At 59.6% G+C, this 21,722-nt stretch carries 22 protein-coding genes; 3 read left to right on the top strand and 19 right to left on the bottom strand.

All coding sequences use genetic code 11. The features are described from left to right. Positions 1-38: 38 nt before the first annotated feature. The 3 genes from B3I26_RS00840 (at position 39) to B3I26_RS00830 (ending at position 3,587) form a co-directional block, all read left to right on the top strand. Positions 39-1,067: an AraC family transcriptional regulator gene (locus tag B3I26_RS00840; RefSeq protein WP_296254279.1), complete on the top strand. Its 1,029-nt coding sequence runs from the start codon at positions 39-41 to the stop codon at positions 1,065-1,067. 140 nt (positions 1,068-1,207) lie between these two features. After that, positions 1,208-2,512: an alginate export family protein gene (locus B3I26_RS00835; protein WP_296254278.1), complete on the top strand. Its 1,305-nt coding sequence runs from the start codon at positions 1,208-1,210 to the stop codon at positions 2,510-2,512. A 175-nt stretch (positions 2,513-2,687) separates the two neighbouring features. Then, positions 2,688-3,587 (top strand): phytanoyl-CoA dioxygenase family protein, encoded by a 900-nt coding sequence (locus B3I26_RS00830; RefSeq protein ID WP_296254277.1) that lies wholly within the window; start codon positions 2,688-2,690, stop codon positions 3,585-3,587. 246 nt (positions 3,588-3,833) lie between these two features. On the opposite strand, the gene B3I26_RS00825 is transcribed toward B3I26_RS00830, so the two are convergent. The 19 genes from B3I26_RS00825 to B3I26_RS00735 form a co-directional block, all read right to left on the bottom strand. Then, positions 3,834-5,087, bottom strand: coding sequence for a hypothetical protein (locus B3I26_RS00825; RefSeq protein WP_296254276.1), 1,254 nt, complete (start codon positions 5,085-5,087; stop codon positions 3,834-3,836). Positions 5,088-5,524: 437 nt separating this feature from the next. Further along, on the bottom strand, positions 5,525-6,484 hold the full coding sequence (locus B3I26_RS00820; RefSeq protein ID WP_296254275.1) for a PDR/VanB family oxidoreductase: 960 nt from the start codon (positions 6,482-6,484) through the stop codon (positions 5,525-5,527). A 3-nt stretch (positions 6,485-6,487) separates the two neighbouring features. Beyond that, positions 6,488-6,967 carry a RidA family protein gene (locus B3I26_RS00815; protein WP_296254274.1) on the bottom strand — a complete coding sequence of 160 codons (480 nt, stop codon included), beginning with the start codon at positions 6,965-6,967 and terminating at the stop codon, positions 6,488-6,490. Then, the gene (locus tag B3I26_RS00810) at positions 6,964-7,998 is read right to left on the bottom strand and encodes an aromatic ring-hydroxylating oxygenase subunit alpha (RefSeq protein ID WP_296254273.1); all 1,035 of its coding nucleotides are present in this window, start codon (positions 7,996-7,998) and stop codon (positions 6,964-6,966) included. Before B3I26_RS00810 ends, B3I26_RS00815 begins: the two co-directional genes overlap by 4 nt. A 17-nt stretch (positions 7,999-8,015) precedes the next feature. Continuing rightward, positions 8,016-8,237 carry a recombinase-like helix-turn-helix domain-containing protein gene (locus B3I26_RS00805; protein ID WP_296254272.1) on the bottom strand — a complete coding sequence of 74 codons (222 nt, stop codon included), beginning with the start codon at positions 8,235-8,237 and terminating at the stop codon, positions 8,016-8,018. A 1-nt stretch (position 8,238) separates the two neighbouring features. Beyond that, complete coding sequence (locus tag B3I26_RS00800) at positions 8,239-8,556, bottom strand: hypothetical protein (RefSeq protein ID WP_296254271.1); 318 nt, start codon at positions 8,554-8,556, stop codon at positions 8,239-8,241. Then, a complete protein-coding gene (locus B3I26_RS00795) occupies positions 8,553-9,518 on the bottom strand; it encodes a VOC family protein (protein WP_296254270.1) in 966 nt (321 codons plus the stop codon). Before B3I26_RS00795 ends, B3I26_RS00800 begins: the two co-directional genes overlap by 4 nt. Beyond that, on the bottom strand, positions 9,515-11,011 hold the full coding sequence (locus B3I26_RS00790; protein WP_296254269.1) for an aldehyde dehydrogenase: 1,497 nt from the start codon (positions 11,009-11,011) through the stop codon (positions 9,515-9,517). Before B3I26_RS00790 ends, B3I26_RS00795 begins: the two co-directional genes overlap by 4 nt. A 24-nt stretch (positions 11,012-11,035) precedes the next feature. Then, on the bottom strand, positions 11,036-11,839 hold the full coding sequence (locus B3I26_RS00785) for an aspartate dehydrogenase (protein WP_296254268.1): 804 nt from the start codon (positions 11,837-11,839) through the stop codon (positions 11,036-11,038). Between the two features lie 10 nt (positions 11,840-11,849). Continuing rightward, positions 11,850-13,532 (bottom strand): thiamine pyrophosphate-binding protein, encoded by a 1,683-nt coding sequence (locus tag B3I26_RS00780; protein ID WP_296254267.1) that lies wholly within the window; start codon positions 13,530-13,532, stop codon positions 11,850-11,852. Further along, entirely contained in the window at positions 13,525-14,322 is a 798-nt protein-coding gene (locus tag B3I26_RS00775; RefSeq protein ID WP_296254266.1) for an SDR family oxidoreductase, read from the bottom strand. The genes B3I26_RS00780 and B3I26_RS00775 overlap by 8 nt, the downstream gene beginning before the upstream one ends. A gap of 1 nt (position 14,323) precedes the next feature. Beyond that, complete coding sequence (locus tag B3I26_RS00770; RefSeq protein WP_296254265.1) at positions 14,324-15,145, bottom strand: IclR family transcriptional regulator; 822 nt, start codon at positions 15,143-15,145, stop codon at positions 14,324-14,326. Further along, the gene (locus B3I26_RS00765) at positions 15,142-16,017 is read right to left on the bottom strand and encodes an alpha/beta fold hydrolase (RefSeq protein WP_296254264.1); all 876 of its coding nucleotides are present in this window, start codon (positions 16,015-16,017) and stop codon (positions 15,142-15,144) included. The genes B3I26_RS00770 and B3I26_RS00765 overlap by 4 nt, the downstream gene beginning before the upstream one ends. A gap of 4 nt (positions 16,018-16,021) precedes the next feature. Then, a complete protein-coding gene (locus B3I26_RS00760; protein WP_296254263.1) occupies positions 16,022-16,558 on the bottom strand; it encodes a cupin domain-containing protein in 537 nt (178 codons plus the stop codon). Between the two features lie 31 nt (positions 16,559-16,589). Beyond that, entirely contained in the window at positions 16,590-17,354 is a 765-nt protein-coding gene (locus B3I26_RS00755) for an SDR family oxidoreductase (RefSeq protein WP_296254262.1), read from the bottom strand. Continuing rightward, positions 17,354-18,130, bottom strand: coding sequence for an ABC transporter permease (locus B3I26_RS00750; protein ID WP_296254261.1), 777 nt, complete (start codon positions 18,128-18,130; stop codon positions 17,354-17,356). Before B3I26_RS00750 ends, B3I26_RS00755 begins: the two co-directional genes overlap by 1 nt. Positions 18,131-18,186: 56 nt before the next feature. After that, complete coding sequence (locus B3I26_RS00745) at positions 18,187-19,176, bottom strand: ABC transporter substrate-binding protein (protein ID WP_409522008.1); 990 nt, start codon at positions 19,174-19,176, stop codon at positions 18,187-18,189. A 40-nt stretch (positions 19,177-19,216) separates the two neighbouring features. After that, on the bottom strand, positions 19,217-20,065 hold the full coding sequence (locus tag B3I26_RS00740) for an ABC transporter ATP-binding protein (RefSeq protein WP_296254260.1): 849 nt from the start codon (positions 20,063-20,065) through the stop codon (positions 19,217-19,219). A gap of 379 nt (positions 20,066-20,444) precedes the next feature. Then, the gene (locus tag B3I26_RS00735) at positions 20,445-21,584 is read right to left on the bottom strand and encodes an FAD-dependent monooxygenase (RefSeq protein WP_296254259.1); all 1,140 of its coding nucleotides are present in this window, start codon (positions 21,582-21,584) and stop codon (positions 20,445-20,447) included. Between the last annotated feature and the right edge of the window lie 138 nt (positions 21,585-21,722).

The following is a 21,722-nucleotide window of genomic DNA, read 5'->3' as shown; positions in this document are numbered from 1 at the left end:
TTATGCTCGGGTCCGAATCGGACTCGCGCGTGGGCATCATGGCTACTTCTGATCAGTACATCGACCGCTTGGCAACCTTGCACTTTATTGCGTTGATCAATGCCTTCGTCGCCGAATCGGGGCATGCGACCGAGAGTCTGCTGCGCGGCACCCAATTGGCCGCCGATGACTTGCGTACGGGCGACAGACTGATCTCGGTGGATCAGGAGTGCGTGATTCTGCGCAATGCCCAGCATTTGACCCAAGCCCGGCACCTGGGGCTGGAACTGGGACATCGATGCCGGCTGGCCGCCTATGGGGTGTTCGGGTTTACCCTGTTGTCCAGCCGCGACCTGCGTTCAGCCCTTGAGCTGTTTTTGGAGTACCCCTTGCCGCTGGGTACCGGCTACGAATTGCGTCTGGAGCAGGACAAGGGCGTCGCCTGGCTGAACATTGATGCGACCTTCGATATCGAAGACGAGCTACGCTGGCTGGCCATCGAATTCGCGCTGACCGCCGTGCAAAGCGTCATGGCCGATCTGCTCTACCAGCCGTTGCCGTTGGCGGCGATCAATATCGGCTTCGCGTGTGACCCGGAGCGTGCGTCTTACTTGCCGTACTTCAACTGCCCCGTGAGTTTCGATGTGTCGCGGCCCACCAGCCTGTCATTCGATGCCGCCTGGCTGGACCAGCCTTTGCCATGCGCCAACCCGACCGCGCACAACGAGATGAAAGCCCATTGCCTGGTGCTTAAATCCCACCTTGAAAGCCCGCGGGATTTTCTCGCCAGCGTCAAATCGGCCATCTGCGCCGGTTTCAATACCACGCCGTCGTTAAGCAATGTCGCGACGTCCATGGCCTGCTCCAGCAAGACGTTACAACGCCACTTGCGCGCTGCCGGTACCAGCTTCAACCAGTTGTTGTGCGAGGCGCGCTACCAGCGGGCTCAGGAGTTGCTGCTGCGCCAGGTGCCCGTCGCGCGGATCGCCGATACCCTGGGCTTCAGTGAACCGGCGGCGTTTCGCCGCGCATTCCAGCGCTGGAGCGGATGCACGCCGTCGCAATATCGCTCGCAGATCAAAAACTGAGCTGACGCAGGATGTGTCTTCAACGATCCCCCTTTTTGACCTGTTTGCGCCTTCAGCGCGTTCTCTCCAGCCCCGACAATCGGACGCAAGCGGCCAGCATCGGTTGCAGTCCAGATCATGCAGAAGGGGGAGAGCAATTAATGAAATTGTCAGCAGGTGTCATCGTCGCCGGGGTCGGTGCATTTTACGCCAGTTCGGGTTTTGCACTGGATAGTTTCAAGATCGGTGACGTGCTGATCGAGCCCAGCGTGACGGTGGGCGCGGCCTATCTCTACGACAAGAATCAGGCTTTCGGTGGTCGCACCAGCGGCATCGGCCTGGCGGTCGACCGTAGCTCCAGCCGCTTTGAAGGCTTCGTGCTCCCTGGGTTGAAAATCACTGGACCGCAAACCGCCTATGGCACCTTCTTCGGTGGGGTCTCGGCGGTCGGCGCCATGACCCGCGGCGATACCGATGCCTTGGGTATCAGCCGCGACAACCCGGAATCCGTCAGCCTGGAAACTGCATTCGTCGGTTGGAAGAGCGGTGATCTGTTCCCCTCACTGGGCAAGGACGCGATTACCCTGAGCGCCGGCAAACAGACATTCATGATCGACACCGGCTTTTTGATCGGCGACGGCCATGCTGATCAGGGGCGGGACGCGGCCGTCTGGATCGGACCGCGGACCTCCTTCAGCAACACCCTTATCGCCCAGTTGAACACCGGCAAGGTGCACGCCGACCTGTTCGACCTGACCGCCAGGGCCGACACTGATTACCTTAACTACCACGAGCGCCTGCGTTTGCGCGGTGCCAACCTGGAATGGCGTGACACCTGGGGCACGCTTGGCGCCACGTATTACCATACGCTGGACGCCGACAACCCCTCCCGTGATGGCCTTGATGTCTACGACGTGCGAGCTAAAGGCACACCTTTTGCCGCTGTGCCGCAATTCAGCCTGGCGGGGGAATACTCCTGGCAAAAGGGCGGTGATACCAACAAGTCCGCGCGGGGCTGGTATGCCCAGGCCAACTATGCCTTTACCGACGTGCCTTGGACGCCAACGCTGACCTATCGCCGCACCCAGTACTCGCAAACCTACGATCCGATGACCTACGGTTATGGCGGGGAGTATGGCACCTGGTATCAGGGCGAGATCGTCGGTGAGTACATGCTGTTCAACAGTAACGTCGATATTGACATGCTCAGGCTGGCCGTGAACCCACGCCAGGACCTGAACGTTGGCGTGATGGGATACAGGTTTGAGTTTGACAAGAAGCCGGACGGGGTAACCAGCCGCGATTTCGCCAAGGAACTGGACCTCTATGCAAACTGGACCGTTACCCCGGCGGTGACCTTGAGCGCAGTGTATGGCGTGGCCAAGCCGGGCGACGGCGCCAAGCAGGTCTACGGCGACGACAAGGTATCGAGCCTGTTTGAAACCCTGGTGACCTGGACGTTCTGATCCAGTAGCCCGGCGGCCATCGTTGACGTGCAACTGTGCGGTGGCCGTTATTCACCTGTTTATGTCTGGCACCAACCTGTAACCCTCTCAATCAGCGCTCTATATTCCCCACCCATTCCATCCCGGTATGCGCTGCTCAGCGCTGATCCTGCGACCGATCAGCAAGGAATCCATCATGTCCAAAGCTTCTCTTGTAACTCTGCCAGGCGATGCGTCCGTCGAGCAGGTGGTTGAAATCATCGAACGTGATGGCGGCGTGATCATTGCCGATTTTCTGACCGGTTCGGCGTTCAAGGAGCTCAAGCAGCAGGTCGACACTGCTTTGGATACCTCGACCTTTGGCCATGAAAACTTTTTCGTCGGCACCTCAACCCGCCGCGCCAGCCGGCTGTTCGCACGCGCCCCGCGGATGGTCGACGTGGTTCTGCACCCGCTGTACCTCGGTGCCGCCAGGAAGATTCTGCAAAAGCCGGTGTCGGTGTGGTTTGGCCACGAGCGCACCACCATCACCCCGCAGATTCAAATCGGCATGACCCAAGCCATCGAGATCCATCCGGGCCAGGGCAAGCAGCCGTTGCACCGTGACGACACCAGCTTCCTGTGGCGCCATCCCAACTACGCCCGCGAGGCGCGTCTGCAGATCATGCTGGCGATGACCGAGTTCACACAAGAGACCGGCGCTACCAAGGTCATCCCTGGCAGCCATAAGTGGGACGACGAGCGCCGCCCTGAACCGGAGGAAACCGTGGACGCGGTCATGGCAGTGGGCTCGGCCCTGCTGTTCATCGGATCCACCTACCATGGGGGCGGGACCAACAGCAGCGACAAGCCGCGTCTGGGCCTGACCATGGGAATCGACCTGGGCTGCATTCGCCAGGAAGAGAACCAGTACCTGTCGGTACCTTTCGATATTCTCAAAGGCTTGCCGGAAGAAGTTCAGCGCCTGCTAGGCTGGGATGCGGGCGAGAACTTCATGGGTTGGGTCGAGCAGGGCGGCAAGATGGTCAGTCCTCTCACCCACTTGCAATCGGACGACGTGCTGCGTTCCCTTGGTCTGGTCGGTGGCATGCGCTAAAAGCGCAAGGTGAGTCTTGCGACGGTCTGCCGTTTCAGAATGCCTGAGGCTGCAATCCGCCCCCGGCTCATTGATTTCGAGACTGACGCCTTCAGGAATAACGTACGCTTGCCTGGCCTGCCGTTCGAACGGCTGCAACCTGTTGCCCAAGGTATCGTCGGCTTACGCCAAGCCATACATCGGGCAGATCAGGCATTGTTTTTTATGCTCTGGCAGATAACAGTGCACCAAGGTGGCCGACAGGTATTAGAAGTAGTAGCCGATGTTCACGTTGGTGCGGTAGTACCACTGGTTACTGCCGATGGATGAGGTACTGGTGAAGCCGGTGCCGTTCTCTGCGCCGCCATAGGGGTTGGCGTTCCTGGCCCAGGTCAGGTCCACCCAGGCCATGATCGGCATGGCGAAAAACTGTGCACCGACCGTGTACATCTGTGAGTCGTCCCATCCCCGCTTGTCTTTCATCATCCGGCTGTAGTCGTTGTAGAACTTGACCTTCTTCAGCTGGCCCAGGCCCGGGGTCGGGACGTCATAACTGATGTTGAGTGCGGCCATGGTTGCTTTTGAGGCAATCAGATACGCCGGGGTCAGGCCGTTGCCAGCCATCAGGACAGAATCCTTGCTGACGCCGTTCGGGTTCCTCGGATCGTATTCGTAACGTATGGCCTCGGCGGTAGCGCCCCAGGCCCCTTCATTCAGCACGGTATGCAGGCCGGCCGCCCAGTAGCTGCCATTGTCGTCCGTGGTCTGGTTATAGAGCTGGGAGGCGGCTAACGATGCGCCCACTTCGGCCTTGAAGTCGCCATGGGTGAAGGTTCGAGCCACACGGCCATTGACCTGGTTTCGCTTTTCGTTGTCCTGCCGGGACTGGGTGAACGCCACCGCATTGCCCTTGGCGTCGGCGTAGCGGGAAATTTCACCGGAGTAGCGAATGCTGTTCGGCGACATGCGCGGGAAAAAGCCCACTTGCACGTCCCATTCCGGGTCTTTGTAGCTGTACTTGGCTCCCAGACCGTTGCTTACGCCGTAGCCCATGAAGAAGGGGAGGTGGTAGCTCCAGCCGAATTGCGGATAAGGTTCCAGGCCGAATGGTTTGAACGGCAGACCGACTTGCAGGTTGGACTGCGAGGTAAGGTTATAGCCGACATAGCCGCGGTCGATGGAGCGCTTGTTCAGGTCGTAAAACCAGTAGTTGACGTCGAAGAATGCTTTCTTATAAGTGCCTTTGACATCGAAGCGCACGGTATCGAACAGCCAGCGCGTATTGTTTTCAGTGGTGTCCCAATGCTCGTCACGCCAGTTGGTACGGATAGCACCTCCCAAATCAAAACTGGCATCGCCAGTGTCGCTGCGCCACGAAATGTGCGGGAATGGTTTCTGCGGTGCCGGTTTCGGCGTGAGCGGCGCAGCCGGAGACGGCGTATCAGTGACATCGGGGCCCTGTTCAGCGGCACACATTCCCGTGCTCAGCAACAACCCCATTCCCAAGATGTATTTTTTCATTGTTACTTCACCTGGACTTTTATTTGGTAACTGTTTTAACGGGCAGCAGAAGGACGCTTGTCTGGATGGACAAGTGTTCCTGAAGTGCACACGTTTATGGTGTGGTGTTTAAAGGCGGCCCACGTCTTCCGCGTGAGCCTGCTAGAGAGGGAGCAGAAACTATGCCAAGCTGTCGATAGCTTTAAAAAATATTTAAATACCTTGGATATCAATTAATTACATATGAAACAACATGTGTCGTGCCACCAGTGAAACCGCGGTGTCCCTCAGTTACACATTCACTCGAACAGCGTGCAAAGGTGGTGCGGATAGAAAATTATTAAGGCGATTTTACGTCGCTGTGAAAGTGAATAAAACTTAAACGTGCAGCGTATTACTTGTCCTACGTGCAAAAAAAAGACCGACAGAAGTGTCGGTCAAAGTGGTACGAAGTACAGTTATATATCAAGTACCAAACGCCGACTCTTGCAGCCGGATACGCACACCATCATTGACTGATTAGCCACGCGCTCTGCTTTACTTAGAACGCCGTCGCGGTGGTCCACGTCGCCTTCAATGACCCGCGTCTCGCAAGAGCCACACACGCCTTCACGGCAGCTATAGTCGATATCGCAACCCGCCTGGAGTAATACATCCAGCAAGTTCAATCCAGGCTCGATCGACAACGTCTTGCCGGATTTTTTCAGCTCCACACTGTAGCTGTTGAGAGCATCCTCGGCAGGCGGTACTTCGGTGGCCGCAAAGCGTTCAATATGTGCGTGGGGATAACCGAGGCTTGCGCAGGTACTTTCAAAGGCATCCAGCATCAGCGTAGGGCCGCAGCAATAGAAATGCGTATCGGCCGGTTGCCCCGCCAGATAGTGGTGCAGGTCTGGAGGAGCAACCTTTTCATCGTTGAAGTGCAGGGTCATCTTGGCGTCCATGCCACTGAGTTCCTCCACCAGGGCCGCTTCGCGACGCGAACGGGCGCAGTAGATCAGCTCCACGGACTTGCCCAGTGCCAGTAGCTGGCGAAACATGCAGTAGATCGGCGTGATGCCAATCCCGCCTGCGACCAGCACGCTGTGGGAGGCTTGGATATCCAAGGCAAAATTATTGCGCGGTGGCGAAATCTGAAGGGTCATGCCGACACGCAATTGGCCGTGCACCCAGTGCGAGCCCCCGCGGCTGTTGCGGTCACGCAGAATACCAACGGTATAACGACCTTCATCGGTCGGTGAGTTCAGCAATGAGTAGCTGCGCACCAGGCCGTTAGGCAGGTGCAAATCAATATGCGAGCCGGCTTCGAACGGCGCGAATACGGTGTCACCGTAAGGGCGCAGTTCAACACTCATGATGCCTTCGGCTTCATAGCGCAGGGTATGGACCAGCGCGGTAATGGTAGACGTGTTGGACATGATTCAGCCCTTCTCCGAAGACGTTGTAACAGGCGCCCCCGCTGCGCTCAGGTCGATGTCCAGCCGCGCACTGGCCTCGATTTCCACTACCAGTTCGGGGAACACCAGGGCGCTGACCTGCACCAGGCTTGAGGTCGGGTAAGCGGAAAAACCCTCGAAGAAATCGCGGCGCGCGCGGCCGACTTCATCCTTGTCAGCGATATCGGTGACATACACCGTCAACCTGTACAGATTACCGATATGCCCACCGGCCGCTTCGACCAGATCCCGCGCCTTGTTCAGCACGATGAGTGTCTGCTGGTAGGCGCCCAGAGGCATGCCGGTTTCAGCCGCCTGGCGCGTTGCGGGATGGCCGGTCATGCCGGACATCAGCACTTCGTTACCGATCAGCAGGGCATTGGACCAGGTGGCGGTGGCGAGCTCGCCAAGGCCTGCGGCCCTGACGCGCTGCACTGCAGTGCTGGAGGTGCATACCTTGCTCATAAAACAGCCTTTGTTTCGATCAGCGCCATCTGCTCCTTGGCCTTGCTTTTCAGGTAGCGGCGGATGCGGACGACGCCTAGGTCGTGCTGATAAAGGTTTTCACGCTGGTTGGCGTCGAATTCCATGAACTCCAGCAGCACACGATCCTGCTCCAGCACTGCCCAGTGCCGTGCCTCCAGGCGATTCTTGTAAAGGAAACGCCACGTATCGCGCTGCCAGCCGGTGAGTGGGCGTGCGCGCCAGTGGAAAACGCCGCACATTTGCGGTTTGTCCGGGGTGTAGCTGCCGATGATGGTGAAGTTGCCGCCCGGGCCGCCGGTCTTCGGATAAGGGATTTCCAGACGCAGCCAGTGGCAACCGTTATCGAGGAATTCTGTCCAGTCGAAGTTGACGCCTCGCTGGCCTTCTTTCTCGAAGATGAATCCCTGTTCGGTATCACGGGTCACGAACCTGGCGGTCGCTTCGCCTTCGCTCATGGAGTGCGACATCTTGTGCAGGTAGGTGCCGTGCATCGGGTCCATGACGTTGTCGATGACGTAGCGGTAGTCGCCTTTCCATTCGGTGTAGCAAAGGAAGCTGCTCCACTCGGGCGACGTCAACTGCTCCGGGAGGACCAGCTCAGGAGGCTTGGGCAGGTGCGGATCCATGGCGTTGAAGACAAAGATCGCGCCCGCCGCTTCGCGCACGTGAAACATGCGGGCAGGGCGGCTGCCTTCCAACTTGCAACCCGGGCTGCCGGGCACCTTGGTGACGGTCCCGTCATGGCGAACTTCGACGCCGTGGTACGGGCACTGCAGGCGGTCACCCAGCACCGGACCTTGGGACAACGGTGCACCTCGGTGCGGACAGTGGTCTTCCAAGGCGTGAACGCTGCCGTCGTTGTCGCGCCATAGCGCGATCTTGTAGCCCAAGCGACGAATCGATATGGGTTTGTCACCCAATAGCGCTGAAGGCAGCAGCGGGAACCAGAGGTCCTTCAGGCCTTTGACGAGAATATTTTCAACGGGATCAACGGTCAGTTGCATGTTCATTTCTTATCCTCCCAGTTTCACGCGCCGAGCTTGGCCATCAGGGTGCTGTACGTTTCCAGAGTCCATTCGCCGCTGTTGAGGGGGCAAGGTGGTCCGGCCATGTTCAGGTGTTCGAGCAGGCTGGGCAGGTCGTGCTTGCCGGCACCGAATGCACGTTCGATGGAATCGCCCAACAGGTCTTCGAAGGGTGTGCCCGGGCGCGAGCGGGTCTGGTGGGTTTCGTTGTAGGGTTCACTCATTTCATTGGCCTCCGTTACGAACCCGTTCGCGGATCATTTCGCGCACCGGGACAAAGTCATAGGTGGGGTAGCATTCGGTGCGAAAGACACCCCAGGCAGAGCGTTCCAGTTCAACATTGAGCCTGGGCAGCAACGCGGGCGGCAGACGCAGCGTGACAATCTGTCCAAGGCCCATGGCCACGGTCCAGGACACCACTTGCACCCCGCCTACGGGAAAGCGTTCCCACCAGTCGACCTGCTTCATGTGGCTCTGGATGTCGTCGAGATTCTTTGACTGATCGTGCTTGAGCAGCACGGTCAACAGCATCGTGTCGGTCATGGTTTGGGCTTGTCCGTAAGGAATTTGCCTTGGGGGGCTTCGACGTTGTGCTGACGTCGGGTATTGCCGTCGATGCCTCCGGCAATCGCCCACTCGGCGAACACGGTCGGGCCAGGTTCGAATTCCCGTGGCTGCCACTCGGCAGTCAGTTGGTCTTCATCGGCGTAATACTCAACCAGTGCGCCAGCCGGATTCTTGAAATACCAGAAGAACGCCGAGGACACCGGATGACGTCCCGGGCCGATTTCCGTAGCCCACCCACTGCGCGATACGTGCATGCCGCCGCCGAATACTTCATGAACGTCACGGACAGTGAACGCCACGTGGTTCAGGCCAGCGCGTGGGGCGGGCAGTTGCAGCATGAACAGATCGTGGTGGCCGCCATCGCCGGCGGTGCGCAAAAAGGCTCCACGATCCGGGTAGCGATCCGACGCTTGAAAGCCCAAGCGTGAGTGGTAGAAAGCTTCACAGGCGTTGACGTCAGTGACGAAAAACACGACGTGACCGACTTCGATCGGCGTGGCGCGTTCGTACACCGGGGCAGGCTTATTGATACGTCCCTTGACCTGCCAGGTATTGTGGGCGCTGCACTCGATGTCCAGAGGGCGCTTGCGCGTCACTTGCAGACGGATCGCCAGGCCGTTGGGGTCGGTACAGCCGATACGGCCGTTACCTTCGACGAAGCCTGGATCGTTGGCGATGCGTTGACTGTAAAGCTTCAGATCAGCTTCGCTTTCCACGCCCCAGACCACTTCACGCAGGGTCGATCCGCTCTCGATCGCTACGGGCAAGCCTGGCTTGTCGTGGGCGGCAAGTACCACGCGGCAACCATTCAACGTTTCGAAAATCACTTCATCGCGCGCTTCGCTGACCTTGTTCAGGCCCCAGTCGGCGAAGAAGCGCACGCAGGTATCGAGGTCTTCGACGCCGTAGGTGACTTCATCAATACCCAATACGCTCATGGCGCTACCTCGCGGTGCTCGCTGGCCCAGGCCAACGGCTGTTCGTTCATGCCCCAGTAGAGGCTTTTCTGTTCCATGTACTGAAAGATCCCCAGGCGGCCTTTCTCCCGGCCCAGGCCGCTGTCGCGCCAGCCGCCAAAGGGCGTGGAGATCGAGAACTGCTTGTAGGTGTTGATCCAGACGGTGCCGGCCTGAATCTTGCGGCCCAGGGTCCAGGCGCGCTTGTAATCGCGGCTCCAGATACCCGCGGCGAGCGCGTAGAGGCTGTCGTTGGCCTGGTTCACCAAATCGGCTTCATCATCGAAAGGCATGGCCACCAATACCGGCCCGAAGATTTCCTCCTGGCACACCTGCCGGTCATTGCTCAGGCCTTCGAAGATGGTCGGTGGGAAAAAGAAGCCCTTATCGTAATCGCCACCGCGCAAACGCTCGCCGCCCAGGCGCAGACGTCCACCTTCCGACAGGCCGAGCGCGACATAGCGCTCTACCGACTCACGGTGTGCGGCGCTGATAAGCGGGCCCATTTGCGTGGTTTCATCTTCCGGATTGCCGACATTGATGGTGACGGCTGCCGCGCACAGACGCTGCATGAACGGTTCATACAGCGAGCGCGCGACGAACAGCCGCGAACCCGCGATGCAGGCTTCGCCCGAAGAGCTGAAGATGCCGTACAGCACGCCGGCCACTGCGTGATCCAGATCGGCGTCATCGAGCACGATGGTCGGCGACTTGCCGCCGAGTTCCAGCGACACCGGCATCATTTTGTCGGCGGCGATATGAGCGATGTGTTTGCCGGTACGAGTGCCGCCGGTGAACGACACGCGCTTGACCAGTGGATGCCGGGTCAAGGCATCGCCGAGTACCGAGCCCTTACCTGGCAGTACGCTGATCATGCCTTTGGGCAGGCCCGCTTCTTCACAGATTCGCGCCAGTTGCAGGGCCAGTAACGGAGTGATCTCCGCGGGCTTGATCACCACTGCATTACCGGCTGCGAGAGCAGGGGCGACTTTTTGCGCTTCACTGGCAATCGGTGAGTTCCACGGGGTAATGGCGGCGACCACCCCCATGGGCTCGTAGACGCTCATGGTGACGAAATCACCACGCGATGGGGTGATGGTTTCTTCCAGCGTTTCGCAAGCAGCGGCGAAGAATTGGAAGGTGCCTGCCGCGCTGGTCACCAGGTTGCGGGTTTCGCCTATCGGCTTGCCATTGTCCTGGCGTTGCAATTGAGCCAGCTCTTCGCGCTGCTCGCGAATCAATTGAGCGATGCGGTACAGCACGCTGGCACGCTCGTGCGGCTTGCGTTGCGCCCAGCCGCTGTGCAGGAAGGCTTGGTGAGCACCTAGCACGGCTTCTTCCACGTCATCCAGGCTGGCGGCGTTGAGCCAGGCCACTGCTTCACCTGTAGCGGGGTAATAGCTGGCGTAGCGCTCGCCACGGCCCAGACGCCACTGGCCGGCGACGCAGATGGGTAAGGTTTGTTCGGGGGGCATCGGACTTCTCCTGAAACAGTAGCCCTAGATGGAAATCGCATGGGCGTGATTGCCGAGGGCGCGCACCACGCTGTAAACGGTCAAGGCGGAGGTCTTTGGATTGGCCAGCAGCGGTTTGCCGCGCAAGGTCAGCTCGAAACCGCCGAATGCGCCGCGTGCTTCGAACTGATGGACGTTTTCCTCACTCAGCGGATCGGCAATCAGCGTCACATGCGTGCGGTCAAGGCCCAGCCCCGCCAGAGACAGGGTCGCGGCGACGTTGGCGTTCTTCGGGTAAAGGCGCGCGGCTTCGCGGGCGCTGCCCTGAAAAATCACAGTGGCTTGGCTAATGGTGTCCAGGTCGCAGACCCGCTCTGCTGGCGTGTTTTTCCACGCCCTGGCTGGCTTGCGACCGGTATAGGCCACTGAATCCAGCCCTCCGACCTTCGCAGCGGACAACGCATCGATGCCACCAATGGCACCAGGCAACAGCTCGATGCGGGTGTTGCCACGTAAGGCGGCAGCCTCCAGACGTTCCACCAGGCCGATCTGCGAAAGCGCGCCTACCGAAACGATCAGGCAGGCGATTCCGCGCTCCAGGGCAGGCAGTACGTGCTGTTCGATGGCCCGGTGGCCTGCGCACTCCACCAGCAAGTCCGGATGCGCATCGGCTGGCAGTTCGGTCAGCACCTGCGGCGGCTGTTTAAAGCTGGCCAGACGCTGACGCACCAGGTCTTCGGAACCTGCGGAAGCGATGACACTGTCGACGCACAGCTGTGGATCTTTCTCCAGCAGTTCCAGAACGCCAACGCCGATGGCGCCGCAGCCGATCATGGTGATATGAAGCATGACGCGATCCTCAGGCTGTTGCTTTCTGGGCTTTGGTTTCGCTGTTTGGCGGACCGGCGAAGTGGGTGGCAAAGCTGCCAACCGTCAGCATGTCCACTTCCAGCAGGAACGGGCCTGGCTGGCTGAAGGCGTTCTCCAGGATGCGGCCGAAATCCTTGAGGTCGCTGACCATGCCGTGGCGGATGCCCATCGATTCGGCCAGTTGGGTGTAATCAGGCGTGTGCAGTTCGACGTATGCGTGGCGGGCGCCGTAGATGGCATCCTGGATATTACGAATCACGCCGTAGCGCTGGTCGTTCATCAGCACAATCACCACGTTGGCCTTTTCCTGCACCAGCGTTGCAAGCTCCCCGAGGTTGAGGATGAAACCGCCATCGCCGGCCAGGACAAACACTTTGCGACGTGCGTCGTATTCGGCGGCAGCGATACCGGCACCGATGCCCATTGCCAGGCCCTGGCCAATACCGCCGCCCAAGGCGTGTACGCCCGCTTGCGGGTGGTACAGGTTGAGCAGACGGTTGCCCCAGATACTGTTCGACAACGTTACATCTCGCACCCAACTGAAGTTGCGTCCGGTCAGGTTCTGCAGCTGTTGGACCATCACCGAGTAAGGGCCCAGATCAGCGACCAGGGCAGCGCGGGCTTTGGCCCGAACCTCTTTGAGTTCGGCCAGAAACTGCCGATTGGCTTGCAGGCGGCCTGCAAGGCGATCAGCCAGCCCGTCCAGCGCCAACGCCGAGTCGCCGCAGACGAACAAGTCGCTGGAGTAACTGCGGCCCTCAATGGCTGGGTTGGCGTCGATGCGCATGGTCCTGGCGGGCAGCTTCAGTGTGTACTTGAAGGTTTCGTTGCTGCGCAAGCGCGAACCTGCAATCAGTAGCGCGTCACAGCTTTGCATGAAGGTTTCAACCAGACGGCTCTGCGAAAAAGCCCCCAGGCAGCGCTCGTCGTCTTCGTTGACCACACCACGGCCCTGGGTCGAGGTGACCACGCCAACGCCCATTTCCAGCAAGCGTTTGACCGCTTTGCCTGCGTGACGCGCGCCGCCACCGAGCCATAACAGCGGACGCTTGGCGTGCAGCATGCGCTCTGCCAGCTGATCCAGCGCTTCGGCAGAAGGGATAGCGACTGGCACCTGCAGGGGGGCAAGGTCAGCGGGCAGAGTGATGAAAGTCGACTGAATGTCGATCGGGATCTCGACGCTGACCGGGCCTGTGGGCGCTGTCAGGGCCGTCTGCACGGCCAGCTTAATGGTGCTCAATGCGGTTTCCACGCTGCGCACGCGAAAGGCTGCCTTCGACACGGCCTTGAGCATGGCCAGTTGATCCCGCGCCTCATGGATGTAGGCAACATCCTGGTCCAAATAAAGCGTCTCGATCTGCCCGGTGATGTGCAGCAGCGGCGTGCCTGCGGTCAATGCTTCGACCATCGCGCCCGCCGCATTTCCGGCGGCGGTGCCGGTAGAGGTCAGGCACACCCCGAGTCGGCCGCTGGTGCGGGCATAGGCATCAGCCATGTTGGTGGCGCCAGCTTCACCACGGGCCATCACAAAGCGGATGTTGCCACGCACCGCGATGGCATCGAGGATGGGCATGTTGTGAATCGAGATCACGCCGAATGCCGCTTTTACGTCGCACTGTTCGAGAAAGGCGGTAATCGCAGCGCCCACAGTTACTTGATTGTCATTACGCATGGCGGGACAGGCCTCCGGAAACGTCGATATGGCTGCCTGTGGTGTAGGCCGACAGGGGGGATGCCAGAAAAAGGATGGCCTGTGCTGCCTCAATGGGCAGGCCCAGGCGGGCTAAAGGAATCTGTTTTTTGGTCGCCAGTTCGCCCGTCCATTGCGCCCAATCCTGACCGCGCTCTTGGCGGGCATCGAAGCGGCGTCGCCACTGGCCTGACTCCACCAGGCCGATAAGGATGCCGTTGACGCGGATCTGGTCCGGGGCAAATTCGAAAGCCATCGAGCGCACCAGGTTTTTCAACCCGGCACGGGCAGCCGAGGTGGCGACCATGTGCGGTTCTGGCTGGCTGGCCAGCAGCGAATTGACGCAGACGATGGCCGCATTGCTGCACGTCTTCAGTTGCGGCAGGAAAGCCCGCACCGGGTAAATCACCGAAAAGAATTTGAGGTTGAGCTCTTCGCCCCAGGCCTCATCTGTAGTGTCTGCAAAGGTCGATACACGACCTTGGCCAGCGTTGTTGATCAGCACCTGCGCCGGCCCGAACGTCTCCTGGCTGACGGCGGCAAACGCCTTGACCGATTGCGCGTCCAATACGTCGCATGGCTGAGCCAGCAGGCGGCCTTCAGGAAACCGCTCGCGCAGGCCGGCTGCAGCACTGCGCAACCGCTGTTCGTTGCGTCCGCAGAACGCCACGTTGGCACCCGCCTGCAGCAAAAGCTCGACGCAGGCCAGGCCAATGCCTGATGAGCCACCGGTCACGATGGCCGTACTGCCCTGAAGGGAATAAAAACTCATTTCAATCTCTCATCAGGGCCGTGACACGGCCGCTATGGTTGGGGGTGTAGTTGAGTAGCCGAGATAGCTCGTCAGCGCTGCGCCGAACCTGGCCAAGCAGCTCCTGGAAATTGACGTGAGCGATTTGCGTAGTCGGGATGGTGACACCCAGTGCCGCAGCGACACGGCCGCTGTGATCGCGGACCGGGGCCGCGACGGTCGAAATCGCTGACTCGAAAAAGCCTTCGCTACTGACGAAGCCGCGTTCGCGGTCGTGCTGTACCAGGTCGAACAGCTCCAGCACCGTCTTTGGCGTGCAGTGCGAATGCTGTTTCAGGTGATCCTCCGGATACAGCTCGCGCAGCTCACTCAATGACAGGTCTTCAAGCAGAATGCGGCCCAACACTGTTGCATGGGCCGGCAAGCGCGTGCCGACGTTGACCGCGCTTGAAAACACCGATGGCGGCGATACCTTGGCGACGTAAACAATCGAGCGACCGTCCCGCACCACCAGGTTGCTTGGGTAGTTGAGTTTGTCGCACAGGCGTGCCAGCAGCGGCTGGCCGAGTTCAGTCAGTTCCAGCGATGCCAGGTACTCGAAGCCCAAGCGCAGCACCGACATGCCCAGGCGGTATTCGTTGCCGGTGCGAGTCACGAAGCCCATCGTTTCCAGAGTGGTCAGCAGGCGAAAGATAGTGGAGCGTGGCAGTTCTAACCGACGCGCCAGTTCCGGGGCCGTCAGGGTGCGGTTCTGGCGACTGAACTCGCACAGCAGCAAAAGACCGCGCTCCAGTCCCGGCACGATGTACTTGTCCTGCGAATCTCTGGTTTCAGAGTCATTCATTCAACAGCACCTGTCAGTGATTGCTTGAGGGCGAAGGCCAGGCGGCCCGCTACCAGATGGGGGTGTTCTATGGGGCTTGCGTGCCCGGCGTCAGGGATCAAGGTAAAGCTTGCGCCCAGCGCCTTGGCCAAGGTCCGGCAGGCTTCGGGGGCGGTAATGCCATCGGCCTCGCCGCAGTGCACTTCGCAGGGCACCGTGAACGGTGAATGGCGCAGCACGTCATCGCCACATAACAGCTCGATGGCCTGTCGATAGCCATGGGGGATCAATCGCGACATGTTCCAGCGCACCCACTCCAGTGCCTTGACTGAAGGACGCGGTGAGAGCATGGCGCTGCTGCGCTGGGCAGCCATTTGCGCAATGCCCAGTTGTTCCAGGCTGCGCAGGCGTTTGTTGCGCACCTGCTGGCGCTGGACCTCGCGCGCCGGGTCGCCGTAGCCGCGTGCCGGGCTGATGAGTACCAGGCGGCTTACACGCTGCGGATGCAGGCGGGCAAACGCGCAGGCGGTGATAGCCCCCAGGGAATGGCCGACCAATAAGCATTTTTCAATGCCTAGCGCGTCGAGGGTCAGCAGCAGGCGCGCCGCGTAATCTTCAGCCTTGGGTGCCTGCGGCGACAGCGGCGTCGAGTCGCCATAACCGGGGGCATCCCAAGCCACTACACGGGCGTGCTGACTCAGCTGCATTGCCACTTCCAGCCACGATCCGGCACCCGAGCCGATGCCATGCAACAACACGATGGCTGGACCGCTGCCGACTTGGCGAATCGCCTGTCGGGTCTGGTTGAAGATCAGTGAGCGTTGTCCGAAGCGCTGTTCGAGCAAAGCTTCAAGTTCAGCTGTCGCGGCGATGGTGTGAGTGGCTGGGAACATGAACTTATCCGCGCTTGATCGAAGCCAGGGGATGCTCTGGCGGGTAGGTCGGGGTGACTGGTTTTTTCGCCCCGAGCATCACGCACATCAAGGCGTCTTCGTCACCGACGTTGATCTCTTCGCGGTACACACCGGGTGGCACCGAAATCACGTCACGGTCAGTGAGGAGGGTTTCGTAGCGCTCGCCGTCCTTCTCGATGACGACCTTGAGCGTGCCGCGCAATACGAAGAACACTTCTTCGACGTCGGTATGCAGGTGCGGTGGGCCCTCGTGACCGGCCGGAATCACCATGGTGCTGAAGGTGAAGTTCTCCGACGGAATGGTGTTCATGTCAGTGCTTACGCCAGTCCCACCGGTGCCGATGTAGCGCATCTGTGCACGACGAAACCTGGGGTCGTAGTCGGCCTGGAACTTCAGGGCGTTCCAGTCGTACTTGCGCGTCTGGTAGCGGGCAATGCGGGTCTGCATCCAGTCTTCGAGGCTGGCGCCTTCCGGGCGCTCCCAGGTTTTCGGCGCGTCGGTTGTGGAAAGGTCGGTCATGGCAATCTCCATTTTCAGGGGCATTGATCAATCAGGGCATGACAAACCCGCCGTTGACCGGCAGGGTTTGTCCAGTAATGAAACGGGCCAGGTTCGACAGGGCGAAGAGCACGGCGCCGCTGACGTCTTCAGGCAGCTGTGGGCGTTGAATGGCACGTTGTTCGGTGTACTGGCGATGGCGGGCTTCGGGTACGTAGGCGGTGGCCTCGACCAGCACCAGTCCTGGCGCGATGGCGTTGACGGTGATGTTGTCGGTTCCCAGTTCCCGCGCCAGGCTGCGGGTCATGGCGATGATCGCGCCCTTGCTGGCCACATAGGCCATCAGGTTCGGCGCGCCCCACAAGGGTGTGTCCGATGCCAGGTTGACGACCGCACCGCGGCCGCTCAAACGCAGCGCCGGCAGGCAGGCGGTGGTCATCAACCAGGTGCCGCGTACGTTGACCTGCATGACCTGATCCCAGGTCTCGATACTCAATTGCTCGCAGGTCTTGCCGCCGGAGTTGGTCACCGAAGCGTTATTCACCAACCCATCCAGCCCGCCGAGCTGTTCGGTGGCCTGGGCGGCACAGGCAGTTATCGACGCAGGGTCAGCGAGGTCCACGGTCAGTCCGCAGACATCCAGGCCCAGCGCTTGCAGATCGGCAGCGGCCTGCTGTACACGGTCGGCAAGAATGTCGGCGATAACCACACGTCCACCGGCCTCGGCGATTGCCTGTGCGAAGGCGTAGCCCAGGCCGCGGGCGCCACCGGTGACCAGCACGCGACGGCCTCGCAGCAGTTCAGTCGTGGTGTTCATCAGTGGGTACTCAGCATGGCTTTCGGCATGTAATGCAGGACGCGTTTTTCTGCCCAGACCACCGTGCCGTAGGCCAGCACGCCGATGACGGTGAGCATGACGATGGCGACGAATACGCCGCTCGTGTTGCCTTGGCCTTCAGCGTCTACCAGCAGAAAGCCCAGGCCCTGATTGCCGCCGACCAGCTCGCCGACGGTGACGCCGATCACGGCCAGCGTGGAAGCGATGCGCAGCCCGGAGAACAGCGCTGCCATGGCAGAGGGGAATTCCACCAGACGGAAGATCTGCCAGCGACCTGCGTTCATGGTGCGCACCAGGTTGATCATGTCCGGGTCGACGGTACGAATTGCCGAGAGCACGTTGATCATCACCGGGAAGAACACGATCAGCACGGCAATCAGGATCTTGGGGTACACGGTGTAACCGAGCCACATCACGAACAGCGGAGCGAAGGCTACCTTCGGCGCAATCTGCAGCGCCAGAATGTAGGGAGAGAGCATCGATTCAGCCTTGGGCGACAAGCCCAGGGAGGTGCCGATGAGAATGCCCAGCAGAGCGCCGAGGGCAAAGCCGACGACAATCTCCACAGCGGTAATGAGTGTGTGTCCCAGCAGGCCGCTGGTACGCCACATTAGAATGCCTTCCTCGGCCACGCGGCTGAGCCTGGGCATGACGAACTCAGGCATGTTCAGCAGGCCGGGGCCCCACTGCCAAAGTGCAAGAAACACGATCAGCAGGACAACGCTGCCGAACATCGAGCTGTTGAGACTTTTCATCACGGTCGTACCTTTTTATTTCACACCGTTTTTCGCATCGCCTTCACACCGCGTGGTTATTCGGTGGCGGTGGCCTGGGTGTCGATGAACTGATTGGTGTAGAGGTCTTCGAGCCTGGATTCCTTGTTTACGATGCCTTCGCTGACGTAGAAGCGACGCACCTTGTCCAGTCGCTGCGGATCGATGCGGCCAGGCACGGCCTGATTGGCGTAGACATGCTCGACATAGAGCTTGAAGGTCTTCTCCAATTGCTCCTCTTTACCGGCGTAAGCGGGCACCGCTTTGGCAAAGGTGAGCGCGGCGGCGTGAGGATCATTGATGATGTCGCGCATGCCTCGCACGGTGGCCTGGACGATGCCGCCGATGATGTCGGGGTGGTTGGCGATCGCGTCGTCGGAAGCCATGATCGATTGCGCCATGCTTTCGAAGATTTGGTCCTGCGGGATCAGCCTGACGTTCACGCCGGCTTCCTGGGAGTCGGTAACCCAGTCAGGCACACCTGCCATCGCCGAGGCCTTTGCGGCAGAAAACAATTGCCATACGCCTGCCGGGCCGGCGGCCTGGACATTGACGTCGGCCTTGGTCATGCCCGCTTTGTGCAGCGAGGCAAGCAGGGCGTAATAAGTGGTGTCCGAATAGGACATCACGGTCAGGGTCTTGCCCTTGAGGTCCTTGATGGAATTGATGTTCTCTTGCGCGTTGGTGGCGATCATGGTGATGCCGCCGGCGCCGAGCACGGCAACGTTGCGTACGGGAATGCCGTTGGGACGAACCACGATTGGCGTGTCACCGATGGCGCCGCCGATCATCGCGTTGCCTGCACCTATCTGCTTGGCCACGTCGACACCGCCCTTGGCTGCGATGAAAGTGACGTTCAAGTCCTGGCTGCTGTAGTAGCCCTGTTGCTTGGCGATGATCCACGGGGCAAAGGCTGGCGAGTTGGGTGGGGCAGGCAGCAGATAGGTCACGTCAGTGGCAGCCCGGGCGGTGTATGCCAGGCTCAGGCCCATGGCAACCGAAAGCGTCATGACAGCAGTTTTGAACATGGTGACTCCTGATTACGTTGGGGGGCTGTAGAGGGCAGGTTCAATGCAGCTCGGTGTCTTCGCCCACTTTGAGCAACTCCATCAGCCGACCGGCCAATGGGCCTATTTCAGGCAGCTTGCGGCGCTCCAGAGGATTTTCGCGGTAAGGCAGATCGACGACGATTTCTTCAACGATGGTGCCCGGGCGGGCGCTCATCACCAGCAGGCGGTCGGACATGGCGATGGCTTCGACCAGGTCATGGGTGATGAACAAGGCGGTCTTCTTTTCTTCAAACAGCATGCGTGCCATGTCTTGCTGCAAGACCATCTTGGTCTGGGCGTCGAGGGCGGAGAACGGTTCATCCAGGAACAAGACCTGCGGGTCCATGGCCAGGGTTCGGGCCAGCGCTGCGCGCTGGCGCATACCACCGGACAACTGGAAGGGGTAGTGATCAGCGAAGCCCTGAAGGTGGCAACGGTCGAGCAGGTCTTGCGCGATAACCTTGCGCGGCGCTGCAGCCATGCCCTGAATTTCCAGGCCCAGTTCGACGTTCTGGCGAATGCTGCGCCAAGGCATCAGCAGGTCTTTCTGCAGCATGAACGCGACGCGCTTGACCGGACCATTGACGGCCTCACCGCCGACCAGCACTTCACCCTCGCTGGGGCGATAAAGTCCTGAGCCCATGTTGAGAATGGTGCTCTTGCCGCAGCCTGACGGGCCGATGATGGAGACCACTTCACCACGGCGGATAGTGAAGTCCACATTACGAATGGCAAACGGCGCTTGAGCCTTGCCTTTAATAGGGAAGCACTTACCGACATTACGAAACTCGATCTCGGTCGGTTGGTGGAGTCGGCGTGCGACTTCTTTCCGTTCGGGGGCGATTGCAAGTAACTCTTTCACAGCCATTAGGAAGGGTCTCTGGTCTGTTTTACTGGTGATACAGTGTTTATTGCATGAACAATGCCAGAGATAAAACAGGCTTGAATGAGTTTAAAAAGCCTTTTAAATCATCACCTTGATAAGGATAATGAATTTCAGAGCGTTTCATATATAAAACATAGATTTTTTGGTGATACGTCTCTGCACATTTATCGTGCGTTGTTACTGTATTCGCGAGAATAAAGTGCTTTTTTGAAACGCCGTTTTATATATAAAACAACTTTCGGCTGATAAGTCGATAACAGAAAGGGGTGTTTTCGCGAGTACGATTAACTCGCGAAAGCACTTGCCTTGAGGAACTTTTTTTATTAGAGCGCTGTAATGAATAGTCAGTGATTGTGTTCCATCACGCCGATTGCAAAGGTACGGTCCAGGCGTCATAGCCATAGACCCAATCGGCGTTGCCACCGGCCTTGAGCCATTGGTTACCCCGTGAGCCCAACTGGATCTGGCTGGCGCGTTCCACACGCACCTGTTGATAGCTGGCCAGCGCCGGTCCCACGCCCGTCAACGCCTTAACTGTGCTCATAGCCCGGGCCAATACCACGGCATCCTCAATGGCCTGACCAGCGCCTTGTGCCATGAACGGCATCATGGGATGGCAGGCATCGCCCAGCAGCACCATGTGATTTTCGGTCCAGTAGGGCAGTGGATCACGCTCATACAGCGCAGTTTTCAGGACCTCATCGCAGGCATCGAGCAGGGCGCGGGCGTCGGGATGGAAGCCGGCGTAGCTTTCGCGCAGCTCGGTAACACTGCCTGGCGTCGTCCAGCTTTCTTCAAGCCAGCTGTCTTGCGCAGTGGTGGCGAAGATGAAAATGTCCTTACCGCGGTTCAGCGGGAAGGTCACGATCTGGCTCTGTGGCGTGGGGCCCCACCATTTAGTGAATGCCTGGATGTTCGGCACGTGTGCAACGCGGGTGACCGGTACCACAGCGCGGAACGCCACCACGCCGGTGAAGCGCGGTTGTTCCTGGCCAAACAGCGCATTGCGTACCACGGAGTGAATGCCATCCGCTCCGATCAGTACATCCATACTCGCCTGGGTGCCGTCGGCGAAGTCCAGAACCGTGGCTTCACCTTGCCGGCGTGCCATCTCGGCGCGTTTGCCGAACTGCACGTGCTCCAGCGCAAACGCTTCGGCCAGTGCGCTTAGCAGGTCGGCGCGGTGAATGGTCAACTGCGGCGCGCCATATTGGCGCTCGGCAGCATCGGCCATCTCAAGGCGGGAGGTTTCCTCGCCGGTATCCCACATTCGGCTGATGCGGTGGGTTGGGCGCGCGGCGAAGCGACGGATACCTTCACCCACTCCGAGGCCATCGAGTGCTCTAACCGCATTAGGGGTCAGGTTGATATCGGCACCCACGCGCATAAAGGCCTTGGCCTGTTCGAATACGGTGACCTGATGACCTGCGCGTTGTAGAGCAATTGCGGCGCAAAGGCCACCAATGCCCGCCCCCAGGATGCCTATGGAAAGTTTTTTCATGAATCGGCTCGCTATTTCGTGAATGAGGCGACGTTCATGCAGGGTGGATGCCATTAATTCCTTTTTAAAGGAAATAAATATTTATCTTTCAAATCAGAGGGTTGTCGTTTTTTACAGGTGAAACAGGTTTCCCGGGAC

Source organism: Pseudomonas sp. UBA5706, from assembly GCF_002419965.1.
Classification (GTDB): domain Bacteria; phylum Pseudomonadota; class Gammaproteobacteria; order Pseudomonadales; family Pseudomonadaceae; genus Aquipseudomonas.
This window is presented reverse-complemented; position numbering and strand designations above follow the sequence as displayed.

What these genes read in the sequence shown, in the direction of transcription:
- B3I26_RS00840 (WP_296254279.1), top strand. Translation starts at nt 39, where the DNA reads ATGGCTACTTCTGATCAGTACATCGACCGCTTGGCAACCTTGCACTTT.
- B3I26_RS00835 (WP_296254278.1), top strand. Translation starts at nt 1,208, where the DNA reads ATGAAATTGTCAGCAGGTGTCATCGTCGCCGGGGTCGGTGCATTTTAC.
- B3I26_RS00830 (WP_296254277.1), top strand. Translation starts at nt 2,688, where the DNA reads ATGTCCAAAGCTTCTCTTGTAACTCTGCCAGGCGATGCGTCCGTCGAG.
- B3I26_RS00825 (WP_296254276.1), bottom strand. Translation starts at nt 5,087, where the DNA reads ATGAAAAAATACATCTTGGGAATGGGGTTGTTGCTGAGCACGGGAATG.
- B3I26_RS00820 (WP_296254275.1), bottom strand. Translation starts at nt 6,484, where the DNA reads ATGTCCAACACGTCTACCATTACCGCGCTGGTCCATACCCTGCGCTAT.
- B3I26_RS00815 (WP_296254274.1), bottom strand. Translation starts at nt 6,967, where the DNA reads ATGAGCAAGGTATGCACCTCCAGCACTGCAGTGCAGCGCGTCAGGGCC.
- B3I26_RS00810 (WP_296254273.1), bottom strand. Translation starts at nt 7,998, where the DNA reads ATGAACATGCAACTGACCGTTGATCCCGTTGAAAATATTCTCGTCAAA.
- B3I26_RS00805 (WP_296254272.1), bottom strand. Translation starts at nt 8,237, where the DNA reads ATGAGTGAACCCTACAACGAAACCCACCAGACCCGCTCGCGCCCGGGC.
- B3I26_RS00800 (WP_296254271.1), bottom strand. Translation starts at nt 8,556, where the DNA reads ATGACCGACACGATGCTGTTGACCGTGCTGCTCAAGCACGATCAGTCA.
- B3I26_RS00795 (WP_296254270.1), bottom strand. Translation starts at nt 9,518, where the DNA reads ATGAGCGTATTGGGTATTGATGAAGTCACCTACGGCGTCGAAGACCTC.
- B3I26_RS00790 (WP_296254269.1), bottom strand. Translation starts at nt 11,011, where the DNA reads ATGCCCCCCGAACAAACCTTACCCATCTGCGTCGCCGGCCAGTGGCGT.
- B3I26_RS00785 (WP_296254268.1), bottom strand. Translation starts at nt 11,839, where the DNA reads ATGCTTCATATCACCATGATCGGCTGCGGCGCCATCGGCGTTGGCGTT.
- B3I26_RS00780 (WP_296254267.1), bottom strand. Translation starts at nt 13,532, where the DNA reads ATGCGTAATGACAATCAAGTAACTGTGGGCGCTGCGATTACCGCCTTT.
- B3I26_RS00775 (WP_296254266.1), bottom strand. Translation starts at nt 14,322, where the DNA reads ATGAGTTTTTATTCCCTTCAGGGCAGTACGGCCATCGTGACCGGTGGC.
- B3I26_RS00770 (WP_296254265.1), bottom strand. Translation starts at nt 15,145, where the DNA reads ATGAATGACTCTGAAACCAGAGATTCGCAGGACAAGTACATCGTGCCG.
- B3I26_RS00765 (WP_296254264.1), bottom strand. Translation starts at nt 16,017, where the DNA reads ATGTTCCCAGCCACTCACACCATCGCCGCGACAGCTGAACTTGAAGCT.
- B3I26_RS00760 (WP_296254263.1), bottom strand. Translation starts at nt 16,558, where the DNA reads ATGACCGACCTTTCCACAACCGACGCGCCGAAAACCTGGGAGCGCCCG.
- B3I26_RS00755 (WP_296254262.1), bottom strand. Translation starts at nt 17,354, where the DNA reads ATGAACACCACGACTGAACTGCTGCGAGGCCGTCGCGTGCTGGTCACC.
- B3I26_RS00750 (WP_296254261.1), bottom strand. Translation starts at nt 18,130, where the DNA reads ATGAAAAGTCTCAACAGCTCGATGTTCGGCAGCGTTGTCCTGCTGATC.
- B3I26_RS00745 (WP_409522008.1), bottom strand. Translation starts at nt 19,176, where the DNA reads ATGTTCAAAACTGCTGTCATGACGCTTTCGGTTGCCATGGGCCTGAGC.
- B3I26_RS00740 (WP_296254260.1), bottom strand. Translation starts at nt 20,065, where the DNA reads ATGGCTGTGAAAGAGTTACTTGCAATCGCCCCCGAACGGAAAGAAGTC.
- B3I26_RS00735 (WP_296254259.1), bottom strand. Translation starts at nt 21,584, where the DNA reads ATGAAAAAACTTTCCATAGGCATCCTGGGGGCGGGCATTGGTGGCCTT.